Here is a 16776-nt window from a genome sequence, read left to right as displayed (position 1 = left end):
GACTTTTAGATAGAGTATAGTATGCTCTTTTCCGTATAATACAAGTATAGATATAATACTAGTGAGAAAGAAGTGCAAACAGGAGGTTCATGTATGAAATTGGTAATTAAAGTTTTAGCTGTATTCGCCATTATTCTAGGTGGAACAGCGTATTATTTGAACACAAAAACAGAAGGTGTACATGCTTTTGTAGACAACTTCTTTTCAAATAAAGAAATACAAGATTATTATGCGGTTATAGATAAAGGTGAGAAAAAAGACGGAGAATACTTGTATACTTTTAAAGGGTATACAGAAGATGGAAAGTTACAGGTTATTAAAAGAATGATGAACCGTGAATTGCATAAAGGGGCGTTTATAAAAATTTATGCAAAAGGTATGCAAGGAAAAGGATGGGCTGAAATCCCGAAAGAATCCATTCCGCAAAAAGCGTTGGAAAAAATAGAAAAACCATAAAAGGAGCGACTCATTCGCTCCTTTTTTAGTGCGTTAAAATAGTGATAGATGTTTTTTTCTTGTTAGAAATAATTTTTGCACGTCCACCAATTGGGAAAGTGAAAATCGGGGTTGTATGCCCGAAACTGGCGTTTGCAATGATAGGAATATGTGCAAGTTCAGGTTTTGAAGCAATCATTTCTTGAATGTCTTCTATCGTACATTCTGCCCCTTTTTGCATCTTTCCTATAACGATGCCCTGTATGTATTCAAAATCTTGCTGCTGCATAAGGGAATGTAAATAACGATCAAAAGTTTTAAGAGTAGATGTTCCAGTTAAACTATCTTCTTCAATAAATAAAATTCTGTCCTTTAAATTTGGCATATATGGTGTACCTTGCAGTAAGTTAAATGTGCTCATATTGCCACCGATAATATCTCCCGTAGCTTCTCCTTCTTGAATTGAAACGTATCCTTCATTTTTAATAAATGCTCGATTTTCCTGATCTATATACCAAGAATCATCGCTCCATGTTTCAGATGGCAGGACTTCAATAGGCCCATTAGAAGTTAAGCACTTTAAAAAGTAATCGGTTGTATACCCGAGCCCTTTCTCCATTCCAAACGAAGAGAAATGGGGTCCTGAATATGTAACAAGCCCTGTTTTTGCGTAAATTGCATTATTTAAGGCAGTAATATCAGAATAACCACAGAAAAATTTCGGGTTTTCACGAATTAAATCATAATCGAGATGTTTCAATAAACCATTTGAGTTGTATCCGCCAAGTGTAGTCAAAATAGCTTTTACATTAGGGTCTCCAAATGCTTCATGGAGGTCTTGAATGCGGGAAGAAATAGAGGAGGAAGCAAATCGATCTATCTCATCAGCATATTTTGAGAATGTAACTTGAAAGCCCATGTCAGTTAATCTTTTTATAGCAAGTTTTCTATTTTCATTTGAAACAATACTTAAACTACACGATGGTGAAATCACTCGTATTTCATCACCCTTTTTTAACTTTGTTGGTATCACTATATTCACCTCTTTAATTGAAAGAATATTTAGATTTAAAAAATATTTTATCATATGAAATAAAGTAGAAGTGGATTATTTTTTGAAATGGAGTTTTCCTGATTTTTCAGCAGACAGACAGAGTCTTTTTTTGATATGATAGGAAAAGTGATTTATTATAAGTAGTATTTAATATCTATAACATTTGAAAGGTGTGCAAGACGTGGAGAAACAACTTGCAGGCTTGCCGGTACACGTTCATTTCGTAACAGAAATCCGTGAAGGGGCGAGGAAGGAAACCGTTGCTTTTGAAGCAAATGGTCAATACTATGTAAAAGGTCAAGGTACATATGTAACATTCCAGGAGCCGAACGAACAAGGCGAAGTGAAAACAATTATTAAAATTCAAGATGAACAAGTTCTCATTATGCGTTCAGGTGCTGTTTCTATGCGTCAGACGCATGTGAAAGGTGAATGGACAACTGGTACGTATACGAGTGAACTTGGTACGTTTGCATTGCAAACAAAGACTGATAACGTTCTTTTTAAATGGTCGGATGAAAAGAAAAAAGGACAACTCTTCTTAACTTACGCATTGCTTCTAAGTGAACAAGAAGCTGGCAGATATACTATTACAATTAATTTGAAGGAGGCAAAATAATGAATTCCTTAGAACAAGTAAAAGGATTGATTAAAGAAGAAATTCAGGCTGCTGTATTAAAGGCAGAATTAGCGACAGAAGAACAGATTCCAAACGTTGTATTAGAATCTCCAAAAGATAAAACAAATGGTGACTTCTCTACAAATATGGCAATGCAACTTGCACGCGTTGCGAAAAAAGCACCTCGTATGATTGCAGAAGAACTAGTTGCAAACTTCGATAAAGCAAAAGCTTCTATTGAAAAAATCGAAATCGCTGGTCCTGGTTTTATTAACTTCTATATGGATAATAGCTACTTAACAGATTTAATTCCAACAATCGTAAACGCTGGTGAAGCTTACGGTGAAACGAATACTGGTAAAGGTGAAAAAGTACAAGTTGAGTTCGTATCTGCTAATCCAACAGGTGACCTTCACTTAGGACATGCACGTGGTGCGGCAGTAGGTGACACTTTATGTAACCTATTAGCAAAAGCAGGCTACGATGTATCTCGTGAGTACTACATTAATGATGCTGGTAACCAAATTCATAACTTAGCTCTTTCTGTTGAAGCTCGTTACATGCAAGCTTTAGGCTTAGATAAAGAAATGCCAGAAGACGGTTACCATGGTGCGGATATCATTGGAATTGGTAAACGTTTAGCAGAAGAATTCGGCGATCGTTATGCGAAAGCTGATGAAAAAGAAAGCTATGAATTCTACCGTGAGTACGGTTTAAAATATGAATTAGCAAAACTTCAAAAAGACTTAGAAAGCTTCCGCGTTAAATTTGATGTATGGTTCTCAGAAACATCACTATACAAAAACGGAAAAATCGATCAAGCTCTTGCTGTATTAAAAGAGCGTGAAGAGATCTTTGAAGAAGACGGCGCAACTTGGTTCCGTTCAATGACTTACGGCGATGACAAAAATCGTGTATTAATTAAAAACGACGGTTCTTACACATACTTAACGCCAGATATCGCGTATCACCGTGATAAATTAGAGCGTGGTTTTGATAAGTTAATCAACATTTGGGGTGCTGACCACCACGGTTACATTCCTCGTATGAAGGCTGCTATTCAAGCACTTGGTTACGATAAAGACACGCTTGAAGTAGAAATCATCCAAATGGTACAACTATACCAAAATGGTGAAAAAATGAAGATGAGTAAGCGTACGGGTAAAGCAGTTACACTTCGTGAGCTTATGGAAGAAGTAGGCGTGGACGCAATGCGTTACTTCTTCGCAATGCGTAGCGGTGATTCTCATTTAGACTTCGATATGGACTTAGCTGTATCAAAATCTAATGAAAACCCAGTATACTATGCACAATATGCTCATGCTCGCGTATGCAGTATCCTTCGTCAAGGCGAAGAATTAGGATTAGCTGTAGATGGAGATGTGAACTATAAACTTGTTACTTCTGAGAAAGAAGTAGAGTTACTGAAAAAACTTGGTGAATTCCCAGCTGTAGTTGCGGATGCAGCACAAAAACGTCTGCCACACCGTATTACAAACTATGCATTTGAATTAGCAGCAACATTACACAGCTTCTACAATGCAGAAAAAGTATTAAACCAAGATAACTTAGAATTAAGTAAAGCTCGTTACGAGTTAATGAAAGCAGTACGCACTACACTTCAAAATGCATTAGCAATCGTAGGAGTATCTGCACCAGAAAAAATGTAATGAAGAAAAGCGGAAGCGGCTCGTTTAGAATAGGAGGGGGATGGAGCTCCTGACAGAGAGGTGTACTTTGCCTCGGAGGAAGGCGCGAAGCCACCGAGTATTCTAGCCGCTGGAACTGGACAATAAAGAAAAGCGGAGCCGACTGTTTAGTCCCGAAGGCTAAGGTTCTTTCCCACAGAAGATGCATTTTATCTTCTCGTGGGGAAGGTTCTTAGACAGAAGGGGCTAGGAGGCAGAGCTGGACATAAAGAAAAGCGGAGCCGATTTTTCGCTTTCAGTAAAAGGCAATCACACAATGTTGTGATTGCCTTTTTGTATGGAGATAATAAAAAAAATTATCAAACAAAAGGGGAATTTGCGTCGTCTTATATAAATGACAGGAGGCTTATGATGGAAGAAAAGATAGAAGAATTAATTGATATATATAAGCAGCAAATATATTCCTTATGCTATAAGTTAGCGAAAACGAAAGAAGATGCGGAAGATATTTTTCAAGAGACGTGGATAAAGATTTTTTCATCAAGGCACCAACTTTTTTATGTGGATAATTATAAAAAGTGGATTACTACAATTTGCGTTCGTACATTTTATGACTTTTACCGCAAGAAGAAAAGATGGAAAGATCGCGTCTTAGATTTATTTCATAAAGAAGATGGTGGAGAAATAGATTTCGCAGATGATGTGAATATATCAGAAGAATTTATTCAAAAAGTGGAAGCGGAAATGATACGGGAAGTTATACAGCTATTGAATGAAAAATATAAAACCGTGCTCGTACTCTACTATTATGAACAATACTCTTATAAAGAAATGAGCGAAATATTAAATATACCGATTGGTACAGTGAAATATCGCCTTAATTATGCGAAGAAGCAAATGCGAGAACATTTGGAGGGGTTCGTTTATGACAGAAGATAAATTTGAACAGAAGGTAAAGAGTAGCTTAGCAGAAGAGATAACTCCAAGCGAAGAGCTAATAAATAACACGAAGCAGGGCGTGCGAAAGGCTCAGAAGTTAGAGAGGAAATGGATGATTTGTATTCACACCATTTGGATTGTTTTGTTAACAATTGTTATAGAACAATTTGTCACACATTTGGATTATAAAATTCCTATGTTGATAGCCATTGTGATTATGATGCATGTATACATTCCGATATATGTTGTAATACAGTCATTTTTAAAGAAGGAGTATAAATTACATGAAAGAGTTCGCTAATCCGTTTGTACTATTTGAAGTAGCTGGAGTGACGATGTTTTTAGCTGTTATAGCACTTTTAATATGTGTTGCATCATGGGTATATACAGATGCTAAAGTACATCAAATGAGTAAAGGATGGAGTGTCTTAGCGGTTATATTTCCATTTTTTATCGGTTTTTTGTTATATATGGTAAGAAGAAGTAAAAAGAAAGTTGAAGGAGAATATAAGATGAACTTTGTTAAAAAACAGAAAGTAACATTAGTTGCGATATTGGCAAGTACAATGTTTGTATTACTTAGTGGTTTTACTTTTGCACAAACGTTAGATGATGCGTGGAGAGCAGGAGATATATATTTAGAAAATGAGAAGCAAGGGAAAACAAGTTACGAGGCAAAATTCTCATCATGGGATATTGCCGGTAAGGATATTGAATTTCAGTATGAAAAGGATACACAAGTGATATTTTCTTATGAGACAGATGCAAAACGAGGAAACTTATGTTTTAGTGTGTATGAAAGACAAGGAGAAGGTATAAAAGAGTTAAAGGAAATTTGTGAATCGAAAAAAGGTACTTTTACAGTTACTTTAAAAGCAAATGAAGAATATGTATTGAATATAAGCGGATTAACAGTAAAAGATGGATTTGTAAAAGTGAATTGGCAAGAGAAATAAAAGGGGCCCTATAAAGGACCTCTTTTTTATTGAATAGTATAAGTAACAGAAAAACTAACAGGACTATAGTAAACGTAAGGTGCATGAAATTGAACATACATATTTCCATCTGTTTTTGCAGTGAAAATTCGGCCGTAACCATCAGAATAACGTCCAATTAGGTTATGATTTGAGTCATAAACACTGTAACTAGGAGTTTTGCTGTTAGGATGAATTGTTAGTTCTTGTCCTTTTTGAAGGAAAATAGGTTCTTGTTCAGAACTACCTCCAGTTTGCAAAGAATAAAATTTTGTAAAGCTTTGTTCTTGAGCGGCAGCAGCGACTTTTGTTTCAGGAATAAACGCAGTAGCTCCAGTAATTCCTGCTAAAGTTAATGCACCTGCTAAAATCATTTTTTTCATAATAGAAAAAGCCTCCTTATTAGTTGTAATCAGTTTTGTTACAATTAATATTGTATACGATAATGGGTAGGATAAAATATGCTTTTATGCATATATATTTTTTCTCAATAAAAGACCACCGATAAAATCAGTGGTCTTTTAAATGATTAAGCAGCTTTCTGTTCAGTTTGAGGAACAGGTTTTTGAAGCGAGTTATAAACTCCTGTTCCGATAACGTCTAATGCCATTCTCATTCGTTCAGGTGAAATGTTTTCTAATACGTTATCTTGAGGTGTATGGTATACCTTCTCAATATGATAGATTAATGGATTCCAACTATCGACACCCATCCAAATGAATAGAGCAGCAGGAATACCTGCTTCAGCAAATGGAACATGATCACTAGAACCGAATTTACCTTGTAGGATGAGGTTATTATTTAGTTGTTTACCTGCTTGCAAGGCAGCGTCTGTTACAAAGTTTGTAGAGCCATCAGGTGTCATAGCATATAAATTCTTTGCTTTATCATAATTTGTTGCAACCATGTCGGCGTTAAAGACACCTAAAATACGGTCGCGTTCTTTTTGGGATAGACTATTCACGTAATAATCCGAACCAAGTAATCCAGTTTCTTCAGAACCAAAGGTAATAAAGCGAATTTCTTTATCAGTTTCTACATTTTGAAAAGCACGAGCTAGTTCTAATACTAATCCAGTTCCAGAAGCATTATCATTTGCGCCAGGTGCTCCGACAACACTATCATAGTGCGAGCTTACAACGACTGCTTTTTCATTACCTGTACTCTTCTTTGGTTTCTTTTTGGCGATAACATTTAGAGATGTTAATTTAGATTCATGTCTCGCTTTTAGGGAAAGAATTGTTGTCCCTTTTTTAGCGATTTCTTCTTTAAATGCATTTCCTTGCGCATAAGCAAGACCAAAGACAGGGATAGATTGCTTTTTCATTAGGCGGGGATTGAAGGTTTGTCCATAATTTCCGCGTCCGCCAATTAAACTGTATAAAAGAACACCTTTTGCACCTTTGCTAACAGCATTTTCAACTTGTTTATTATAGTCGGTAACTGTCGTTCCTCTTTCAAATAAAACAATTTTACCGTTTACTTCATTTGGAATATCTTCTAATTTTGTCCCACCTTGAACAAAGATAAGGGGAGCTGTAACAGCTTCTGTAGAAATTAGTGCATTAGGAGCAGCACCAGCTTGCCAATTACGTTTTGTTGATAGGGGTGATTCAATGAATCCAACGTATTGATCGGGCACCTGAAATGGTTGATATTCTACTTCATAGCCCATTGATTTAAGCTGCATACCAATGTAACGAGAAGCCCATTCTTCGGATTTTGTTCCACCGGGGCGAGGACCAATTGTTTCAGATAAGAAACGAACATGTTCAATCGCGCGGTTTGGATCAATCTGTTTTGTAATAGATGGAGTTTGTGTAACCTCTGACGTGGAATCCGCTTTTGCTTGCCCAATTGGAGCTAAGCTAACAGCAAGTGATACAGCAAGCAAAGAGCTTACTATTTTTTGTTTCAATGATTTTCTCATTTTTTCCTCTCCTATTCTTCTATTCTCTCTGACTGACAAAAGAAGACGGATAATGACTTTATTTTACCTTCACACCTTTTATTTTTCAATATTCTGACATTGAGAAATAAAAAAACGATATATGCATATTTGCATATTTTTGAGGGAGATATGTATGCTATCATTTTAAACGAAGGTTCGCTTTCTACTCTGAAAGCTCCTACATTGCATGAATCTAGTGTACCCAAACTTTAGATTATGTAGAGGAATGGAACCACTGTAGGGTTTCATTTCTCATGTTTGAATCAGTTGATGGTAATTATGTTTCCGCATTTCATAATTATTATCAGTGATATATGTAAGGCATCCATATGAAAATAAGAGGCTGTTCAAAGGTTTTCCGTACTTTTGGGCAGCCTCACCCCGTTAAAAGGACGATACTTTATGTATCGTCCTTTTTGTATAAAAAAACATCCAATCAATTGAGAGATTGATTGGATGTGAAAAAATTATTAATAATTTTTTTTGCGTTTTGTAGCTAAAATACTTAATAATCCAGCTAGTAGAAGAACAATACCTACTGTTTGTGTAGGGTCTTCTTTATGACCTGTATTTGGAAGGTGCTTATCCGTATTTCGATCATCTTGCTGTTTGTTATCTGTTTTATTCGATGTTTCTTCGGAAGTTCCGTTTTCGTGTTTCTCAGGTGTTTCATTATTTTGTTCTTCAGAAGTTCCGTTTTCGTGTTTCTCAGATGTTTCATTGCCTTTGTTATCTTCTTTATTTGGAGGAGTAATTGGCTTGTCATCTCCACCTGAAGAAGATTCAATTTTTTTATTTGAAACTGTAATTTGTAGTGGCTTAGCTTGGGCTTTATCAATTGTAAAGTTTATTGGTGATGCATCTAATTGATAGCCTTTAGGAGCCTTTGTTTCTACTAATTGATAATTACCAGGTTTCAAATCATTTACGATTACTTTTCCGTGTTGATCTGTTTTTAAACCTTTTCGGATGACTTTTCCATCTTGGTCTAAAATATTGAAAATGGCACCTTCAAGTGTTCCGTGGTGATCAATATCAACTTTAGTTAACTCAATTGAACCTGTTGTTAAACTATTTAAGGCTGTAACAGAGGTAACCTGAGATTGTCCTTTCGTAATTGTGAAAGGAATTGGTTTAACGTTTAAATCATAGCCAGTTGGAGCTTTCGTTTCAATGAACTGATAATCTCCCGGACGTAAATCAGAAACTGAAATCTTCCCATCTTTATCAGTAGTTAAATCAGTGCGAACAATTTTACCTTTCGCATCGATGATGTTAAACACTGCATCAGAAAGTTTTGTATCTGGATTTATATCATCCACTTTTATTAATTCTACAGCACCCTCAGTTAAGCTATTTGTAGCAGTAACTTGGAGCTTTTCTTTTTGGCTTTTCTTAATTGTAAACTTAATAGGTGTACTATCTAATTTATAGTGTTCAGGAGCTTTCGTTTCAATAAACTGATAGTCCCCAGGACGTAAATCAGAAACAGAAATTTTTCCATGTACATCTGTTGTAAGTTCAGTGCGAATGTCGTTACCATTCATATCAGTAATTTTAAATATCGCATCTTTAAGAGCAGTACCATCTACATCATCTACTTTAGAAAGTTCCACAGTGCCTTTCGTTAAGCTATTTGTAGCTGTAACGGAGATAGGATCAGCTTGGCTCTTTGTGATTGTGAATGGAATTGGCTCTTTGTTTAAATCATAGTGTTTCGGAGCCGTTGTCTCGATGAATTGATAATCACCAGGACGTAGGTCAGAAACGCTAATTTTACCTTGTTGATTCGTAACAAGATCTTTGCGAATTACAGTGCCATTCATATCCACAATTTTAAATACTGCGCCTTCAAGAGTAGTGCCATCGACGTCATCCACTTTAGAAAGTTCCACGCCGCCTTTTGTTAAACTATTTTTCATAGTAACGGTAGCAATATCTTTTTGGCTTTTTTCAATTGTAAATATAATTGGTTTTTTGTCTAAATCATAGTGTTCAGGAGCCGTTATTTCAACGAATTGATACGTACCAGGACGTAAGTTTTCGATAACGATTTTACCTTCACTGTTTGTTTTTAAATCTGTTTTAAGTACTTTGCCATCTTGATCTAGTAAATTAAATACCGCATCGGCAAGTTTTGTTTGAGTGTTTAAATCATCAACTTTAAGTAATTCGATACTACCTTGTTTTAAGCTATTTGTAGCAGTTAAAGAAATAACTTTCTTCTGTCCTTTTTCAATAGTGAATTTGATTGGTGTTTCATCTAAAACGTAATGCTTAGGAGCTTTCGTTTCGATGAATTGGTAATCACCAGGACGTAGGTCGTTAATTTCGATTATTCCTTGTTCATTTGTAACAAGGTCTTTATGAACTACATCACCGTTCATATTAACAATTTTAAATACTGCATCTTTAAGAACAGTGCCATCAATATCGTCTACTTTAGAAAGTTTAACTGCACCCTTTGTTAAAGCATTTGTAGCAGTGATATGAAGAGTTTCAGTTTGGCTCTTTTTAATTGTAAATACGATAGGTTTTTTATCTAAATCGTAATGTTCAGGAGCAATTGTTTCAACGAATTGATACGTACCAGGACGTAGATTTTCAACAACAATTTTACCTTCAGCATTTGTTTTTAAGCCCTCTTCAACTAGCTCACCGTCTGCATCTAATAAATTAAATACGGCGTTAGAAAGTTTTGTATTTATATCAATATCGTCAATCTTTGTTAGTTCAACGCTACCTTTTTTCAAAGCATTTTTGCCTGTAACATTGATCTCTTTCGTTTGACTTCTTTCAATTGTAAATGGAATCGTTGTTTCATCTAATACATAGTGCTCAGGAGCTTTTGTTTCAATGAACTGATAGTCTCCAGGGCGTAAATCAGAAACAGAAATTTTTCCGTTTTTATCTGTAACAAGATTCGTATGAACTTCCTTACCATTCATATCCACAATCTTAAAGATTGCACCTTCGAGCATCGTACGATCGATGTCATCAATTTTTGTTAATGTTACTGCACCTTTCTTTAAACTGTTAGTAGCGGTAACAGTAATATTCTCTTTTTGACTTTTTTCGATAGTGAACGGAATAGGGTCTTTGCTTAAGGTATAGTCTTTTGGAGCTTTTACTTCAATAAATTGATAGTCTCCAGGACGTAAATCAGAAGCAGTAATTTTACCGTTTTTATCAGTCGTTAAACCTTTTCGAATTACCTTTTTAGTATCATGAGCGTCAACGATTATAAATTCTGCACCTTCAAGAGTAGTGCTATCAACATCATCAACTTTTGTTAAAGTGACGCCACCTGTAAGTAAACTATTTTTTACAGTAACAGGGATAGGAAGATCTTCCTTACTACCTTTTTTAATTGTGAACTTAATAGGTGTTTTGTCTAATTTATAATGTTCGGGGGCTTTTGTTTCGATAAATTGATAATCCCCTGGTGCTAAATCAGGAATAACTAATACTCCGTGATCATCTGTTGTTAAATCTTTCATAATTTCTTTGCCAGTTGCGTCTTGCAATGTGAATACAGCGCCGGCAAGAGCTTTACTACTTTCCACATCATCTTCTTTAATAAGTTTAACTTTTCCTTTCGTTAAACTATTTTTAAATGTAAGTGGAAGGAGTTTTTGTTGTCCTTTTTCGATTGTAAATTCAATTGGTTCTACATTTACATCGTAATAAGTTGGAGCCTTTGTTTCGATAAGTTTATAGTTACCAGGACGTAAGTCATCTACAACTAGCCTTCCTTTACTATTCGTAACAAGGTCCGTACGAACATCTTCATTAGTATCTCTATTAACGATTTTAAATACTGCACCTTCAAGTGTTTCCTTTTCATCTGCAGCATTCACTTTTGTTAACTCAATACCGCCTTTTGTTAAGCTGTTTTTAGCGGTAACAGTAGCCTGAGTTGTTTGACTTTCTGTAATCGTAAATTTAATTGGTTTTGTATTTTTGTCGTAATACTTCGGTGCTGTTACTTCGATAAATTTATAATCGCCAGGGCGTAAGCCAGTAGCGATAGCTTTACCATCCGCACCAGTTTTTACATTTTCGCGAATGACTTTCTTTTCATCATTAGCATCAACAATTTTAAATACAGCACCTTCAAGAGCTGTACCATCGATATCATCAACTTTTGTTAATTCAACATCTCCTGGTTTTAAAGCATTTTCAGCTTTCACAAGTAGAGTTTCTTTCTGACTTCTATCGATTGTAAATTCAATAGGTTCTGCTCGTAAAACGTAATGTTCAGGAGCAGCTATTTCAATAAATTTATACGTACCAGGACGTAGGTTACTAACTTTAACTTTACCGTGTTTATCAGTAGTTAAGTTAGTGTAAGGGGAAACGTCATTATTATTTGTATCGACAAGCTTGAATACTGCACCTTCAAGTGGTTTTTTCTCACCAAACTCATCAACTTTTAATAATTCAACTTCGCCCGTTTTTAAGCTGTTATTTGCCGTAACAGTAGCAAGAGCTTGTTGGCTTTTATCAATTGTAAAATCGATAGGGTTTGTACTTAACGTATAATCCTTAGGAGCTTCTGTTTCGATAAATTTATAAACACCAGGCTCTAGATCTTTAACGGTAACTTTTCCATCTGAACCTGTTTTTATATTTTCACGAATTACTTGTTTCTCGTCATTCGCATCGACAATTTTAAATACAGCACCTTCAAGGGCAGTGCCATCGACATCATCGAATTTCGTTAAAGTGACACCACCTTTAATGAGGTGATTTGTCGCGGTAACAGTAAGTGCTTTCTGTTGGCTTTTTTCAATTGTAAATTTAAGCGGTTTTTTATCTATTTCATAATGTTCAGGTGCTTTCTCTTCAACAAACTGGTACTCTCCAGGAAGTAAATTTTTCGCTTCGATTTGTCCGTTACCATTTGTCGTTAATTTGGTATAACCAGGAATTCTTTTGTTATTTTGGTCCCGTACACTAAATACAGCACCTTCTAAAGTATTACCCTCTTTATCAACTTTTGTTAGGATAGCTGAGCCTCTAATTAAGCTGTTTTGGGCCGTTTTATTGATTACTGTTGTTTGATCTTCCTCGATTGTAAATTCAATAAGTCGATCATCTAATTGATAATGCTCAGGAGCCTTTATTTCTTTTAAATAGTAAGTTCCTGGTTTTAAATTATCTACAGTAATTTGTCCTTTATCATTTGTTGTTAATTTTTCGTGTTCTGAAATTATTTTTTTATCTTTATCAAGTAGTGTGAAAACGGCACCTTGCAGTGTGACGTTTTTATTCAGGTCATCAGACTTTGTTAAAACTACTTTACCGACAAACTTCTTATTTGCAAGTTTATATGTTGTAGTCTCTTGTGTACCAAGTTCAACAATTTTTCCTTGTTTTAAATCCCAGCTAATTACATAGCCTTCAGGAGCCTTTGTTTCTTTTAATAAATATTTATCGCGTTTTAAATTATTAAATTTAGCGATACCGTCTTTGTCTGTTGTAATTTTACGGATAACAGTTTTACCTGTACGATCGTATAAAGTAAATTCTGCCCCAGCTAATAGTGCGTTTTTATTGTCGTTATCTACCTTTATAATTTCAAGGTTTCCACGGCCTTTAGTAGCAGATCCTCCGCCTGAACCAGAAGACATTCTCACTTCAATCGTTTCAGTAGTTTCTGTGTTTTTAACTGTCAACTTATTGCCTGTGATTTTCGCTTTATTACTTACTTTTTCTTTATCGTCTGCATTAATAAGTGAGCGATATTCTAAAATATAAGCTCGATCAATTTTTTTCAAGAAGGCAATTTCGAAATGTTGCTTTCCGGTATTATTGTCTGTTGTTATTTTGAGTTTATAGTCTGTTCCTTCTTTTAATTCGTTTACTGTATCTTTTGTTAAATTTCCATATGGATCAACAGTTGTAGGATATAAGTGGAATGAATCTTCCACAATTACCTGATTTTCGGTTGGGTCATCTGTTACAACGGCATCTGCAATGGTTGATTGGCTTTCGTTAATTGCGATACTCCAATTAATATAGTTGTCGTCTTGCACAGCTTTTTTAGTAACAAAGCTGCCACCTTTATTTACTTGAGTGTCACCTGTAAGGGTGTTTACAATTTTAGAGCCATCTTTTAAATCTGCCTCGTTTTTGTAGGTACCTTGGATAAGTTCACCATCAAGGCTTGTTTTAAAGATAATATAGTAAGGTGAATTAATTGATTGTTTGAAATGAACCTTTAGGGTGTTTTTATTGTTCTCTGTAGGTTCTTCAAGTTCATATTGCTCAGTTGGTACAGCATTACCAGGTTGTGCATTATTAGGATTTCCATTTAAAATCATATCGCGCACTTCAATGGATCCAGGCACTAACTTTTGTTTATCTTGTATGACGTCTATAACATAAGGATCTTTAATCTCAACATTATTATAGTTAAAGCCTATTATCCAAGTAATTTCCTTCGTTTGGGCGTTATAAGAACCGTATTTATAACCATTTGCTTTTGTGAAAGTATCAGGATCAAAATTAGCTTCAACTTTATTTGATTGTGGATTAGAATCCGTATCTATCCAAGATAGGTTACCTGTATTTTTAAATGAAGTTTTACCACTTTCTAGCTTTGTATAATCAAAGTCTGTCGTATATTTTACAACTAATGTCTTTGTCATATTAGACTGATATGTACCTATAAGAGTAATTTTGAAGCCTTTATCTGTTGCATCTAAAACATAGTCAGTCCCAGCTTGAAGGGTATAATTTCCATCTTTAATTTCTAGTTTCTTATCTTTTAATTGTAATCCACCATGATTAAAGGTATCCGTAATGATCGCGTTGTTTAATGGATAGTTGTTATTATTTACTATAATTGTCCAAGTTGTTGTTTTGTCTTTATAATTTGTTTCAGCTTTATTATTAGATTTAATAATATTTTGCTGCTTGAAGCTAGCTTCATTTTCTTTACTTGAATCATTATCAGCTGTAACTTTATTTTTTACTTTTCCATCTTCTATAACTTTATTAGTTGGCTTGGTTTTATAGGTAATCACATAAGCACTATTAATATCATCATTAAACTGTAAATCGAATCCATTCTTCTTGTTACTTACAGTGTAATTATTAACAGCGTCTCCTGTTACAAGCGTTCCTTGTTCATTATATGAAGCGTTTTTCACAACAATAGAATTTGCATCTAGTTCGTGTGTATCGTCAAAAATATCTTTTAAAATCGCATCTGCTTTTTTGATCTCTCTTTGATCACCATTGTAAGTAATTGTCCACTCAATTGTTTGCGTCTTTGGATCATATTTACTTGTTTTATTTAAGTGTGTACCACGAGAAACCGTTACAGTAGAGCTTGCGTTTTGTTGCTTTTGATTATCACTCGTTATCGTAACGTTATTTCGGAAACTTTTAATATTTTCATCAGTAATTTTTGTGGCATATTCGATTTGATATGCTTTATTGATAGAATCCTTGAAAGCAATCTCCAATTTTGAGCCATCTGATGAAATAATATTGTAATCTGTTGGCTCAGCTTCTGCACCACGCGTTACATTCCCATTAACATCAACTTCTAAATAATAAACTTTAATAGAATCTTTATTTAAGTTTGTACCTTGTGGAATGTTATCTTTAAAAATAGCGTTTTTAAGGGTGTCTTGCGTTTTGTTCATCTCTACTTTCCAATTAATTTCATTTGTATTAATTGGTCTATCAGGTAATCCTTTTTTATTCGTAGCTGTTTGTACATTAGGCTTAAAGTCAACTGTAATAGAAACATCCTTATCTTTAATAGGGAAAGGAATTTCTTGTGTTGTTGTACCTTTAATTTCAGCTTTATTAAATTCTGTCTTTAATTGTAGGTTACCAGCAACATCTGGATGCTCTTCAACATAATCGTTGAATGTCATCGTGACTTTTCCATCTTTTGTAACAGTAAAATTACCAATTTGATGGTTTTCACTATCATATAAAGGACTGTTAATTGTATTGTAAATCTTAAAATGTTTAGGAAGATCAAAAATATAGTAATCTCCATTTTTCACATTCATTGACTTTAAAAATTCCCATGTAAACTCAATATTGGCAGGGGAATCTGTACTTGGACGGTTATCCTCTGTAAATGGTTTTCCGTCTTTATCCGTCAACTTTACACCGGTTAAAATGTTTGTTGTTATTTGCTTTGGACCTGAATTTGTATTCTCAGCAGGGTCGCTTGATAGCTTTTGTTCTGGATTGTCAGTAGCAATTTTAGCTGCTAGGTTTTGTTCCGGATTATCAGTGGCAGTTTTAGCTGCTGGGTTTTGTTCCGGATTATCAGTGGCAGTTTTAGTTGCTGGGTTTTGTTCCGGATTATCAGTAACAGTTTTAGTTGCTGGATCTTGCTCCGGATTGTCAGTAACAGGTTTAGCTACTGGATCTTGCGCTTGTTTATTAGTATCCTGTTTGGTGCCATCTTCTTTAGAGTTTTCTACTTGAACAGGAACTGATATAGGCTGAACCATTGTTCCTAAAGGAAAAGCGATTTGAACTGATTTTTCCCCAGGTTTTAAAGTTGAGTTAAACACGGTATCAACTTTAATTTTTCCTTTAGCGTCTTTCAAATTTTCTACTTGATCATTAAATATTAATTTTAGTTTATTATCTTTAGCTGTTATAAAATATTGACCAATATTTTTTTGATCTGTTACTAAATCCCCTTGCAAATCTTTAGATACTTTTAATGCAAGTGGTATTTGAACTACTGCTGTATCATTTGCGTGTGCAACTTGTTGATCCTTTATTGACCAAGCGTATTCTACTTGAATGGTTGATCCTATCTTTATTAAATTGTTAGGATTTTTTGCTTCGTCAATAATATGATTCGTCGCATCTTTCATTTCAACAGTGTCAAATAAGGAATCTCCTGTTAAGGTTTCCGCTTTTACTTGATTGTATGGAAAACTAGCAAGTTGCGAAAATAGTACGAATACAATTAAACATACATTAAAAAGTTTTTTCATTTTTCCTCCTCTGAACATTCATTTGTCCATTGGGGACTTATTCCACATGAACAAATGGAATATTAAAAGTATTTGTTATAAGCTATTTATTTTTGTTATCCCTCCGTTTCTATACGCGTTCTCAGACAAACAGAATTATGTTCAAAGCAATATTATTTAACGTAA

The 16776-nt window shown here is 34.7% G+C and carries 10 protein-coding genes; 6 read left to right on the top strand and 4 right to left on the bottom strand.

The annotated features are described in order from the left end of the window. The first annotated feature begins 93 nt into the window (after positions 1–93). Positions 94–456 carry a YxeA family protein gene (locus ABWK52_RS12785; RefSeq protein WP_048568669.1) on the top strand — a complete coding sequence of 121 codons (363 nt, stop codon included), beginning with the start codon at positions 94–96 and terminating at the stop codon, positions 454–456. A 25-nt stretch (positions 457–481) separates the two neighbouring features. Here ABWK52_RS12785 and ABWK52_RS12780 read toward each other — a convergent pair whose 3' ends face one another. Next, a complete protein-coding gene (locus tag ABWK52_RS12780; RefSeq protein ID WP_098541784.1) occupies positions 482–1468 on the bottom strand; it encodes a S66 family peptidase in 987 nt (328 codons plus the stop codon). A gap of 202 nt (positions 1469–1670) precedes the next feature. On the opposite strand from ABWK52_RS12780, the gene ABWK52_RS12775 reads away from it, so the two are divergent. From ABWK52_RS12775 to ABWK52_RS12755, 5 genes are all read left to right on the top strand, one after another. After that, the gene (locus ABWK52_RS12775; RefSeq protein WP_000414867.1) at positions 1671–2108 is read left to right on the top strand and encodes a DUF1934 domain-containing protein; all 438 of its coding nucleotides are present in this window, start codon (positions 1671–1673) and stop codon (positions 2106–2108) included. Beyond that, positions 2108–3778, top strand: a complete 1671-nt coding sequence (gene argS, locus ABWK52_RS12770; RefSeq protein WP_001086446.1) for an arginine--tRNA ligase — start codon at positions 2108–2110, stop codon at positions 3776–3778. Before ABWK52_RS12775 ends, argS begins: the two co-directional genes overlap by 1 nt. A 390-nt stretch (positions 3779–4168) precedes the next feature. Continuing rightward, positions 4169–4696 (top strand): RNA polymerase sigma factor, encoded by a 528-nt coding sequence (locus tag ABWK52_RS12765; protein ID WP_141537381.1) that lies wholly within the window; start codon positions 4169–4171, stop codon positions 4694–4696. Then, positions 4683–4997: a hypothetical protein gene (locus ABWK52_RS12760; RefSeq protein ID WP_000133822.1), complete on the top strand. Its 315-nt coding sequence runs from the start codon at positions 4683–4685 to the stop codon at positions 4995–4997. Before ABWK52_RS12765 ends, ABWK52_RS12760 begins: the two co-directional genes overlap by 14 nt. Continuing rightward, a complete protein-coding gene (locus ABWK52_RS12755) occupies positions 4981–5652 on the top strand; it encodes an anti-sigma factor (RefSeq protein WP_098507830.1) in 672 nt (223 codons plus the stop codon). The genes ABWK52_RS12760 and ABWK52_RS12755 overlap by 17 nt, the downstream gene beginning before the upstream one ends. A 26-nt stretch (positions 5653–5678) precedes the next feature. On the opposite strand, the gene ABWK52_RS12750 is transcribed toward ABWK52_RS12755, so the two are convergent. The 3 genes from ABWK52_RS12750 to ABWK52_RS12740 all read right to left on the bottom strand — a co-directional run bounded on the left by ABWK52_RS12750 (position 5679) and on the right by ABWK52_RS12740 (position 16611). Further along, the gene (locus ABWK52_RS12750) at positions 5679–6053 is read right to left on the bottom strand and encodes a hypothetical protein (protein WP_000738221.1); all 375 of its coding nucleotides are present in this window, start codon (positions 6051–6053) and stop codon (positions 5679–5681) included. Positions 6054–6199: 146 nt separating this feature from the next. Continuing rightward, positions 6200–7600 (bottom strand): M28 family metallopeptidase, encoded by a 1401-nt coding sequence (locus ABWK52_RS12745; RefSeq protein WP_001232226.1) that lies wholly within the window; start codon positions 7598–7600, stop codon positions 6200–6202. 491 nt (positions 7601–8091) lie between these two features. Continuing rightward, entirely contained in the window at positions 8092–16611 is an 8520-nt protein-coding gene (locus tag ABWK52_RS12740) for a SpaA isopeptide-forming pilin-related protein (RefSeq protein ID WP_353771948.1), read from the bottom strand. Positions 16612–16776 lie beyond the last annotated feature (165 nt).

The organism is Bacillus sp. AP50 (assembly GCF_040492675.1).
Classification (GTDB): domain Bacteria; phylum Bacillota; class Bacilli; order Bacillales; family Bacillaceae_G; genus Bacillus_A; species Bacillus_A cereus.
Note: the sequence above shows the minus strand (reverse complement) of the source record. Positions and strands in the feature narration are given on the sequence as shown.

Bases quoted from the DNA above. Each gene is read 5' to 3' on its own strand.
- ABWK52_RS12785 (WP_048568669.1), top strand. From the start codon at position 94: ATGAAATTGGTAATTAAAGTTTTAGCTGTATTCGCCATTATTCTAGGT.
- argS (WP_001086446.1), top strand. From the start codon at position 2,108: ATGAATTCCTTAGAACAAGTAAAAGGATTGATTAAAGAAGAAATTCAG.
- ABWK52_RS12765 (WP_141537381.1), top strand. From the start codon at position 4,169: ATGGAAGAAAAGATAGAAGAATTAATTGATATATATAAGCAGCAAATA.
- ABWK52_RS12760 (WP_000133822.1), top strand. From the start codon at position 4,683: ATGACAGAAGATAAATTTGAACAGAAGGTAAAGAGTAGCTTAGCAGAA.
- ABWK52_RS12755 (WP_098507830.1), top strand. From the start codon at position 4,981: ATGAAAGAGTTCGCTAATCCGTTTGTACTATTTGAAGTAGCTGGAGTG.
- ABWK52_RS12750 (WP_000738221.1), bottom strand. From the start codon at position 6,053: ATGAAAAAAATGATTTTAGCAGGTGCATTAACTTTAGCAGGAATTACT.
- ABWK52_RS12745 (WP_001232226.1), bottom strand. From the start codon at position 7,600: ATGAGAAAATCATTGAAACAAAAAATAGTAAGCTCTTTGCTTGCTGTA.
- ABWK52_RS12740 (WP_353771948.1), bottom strand. From the start codon at position 16,611: ATGAAAAAACTTTTTAATGTATGTTTAATTGTATTCGTACTATTTTCG.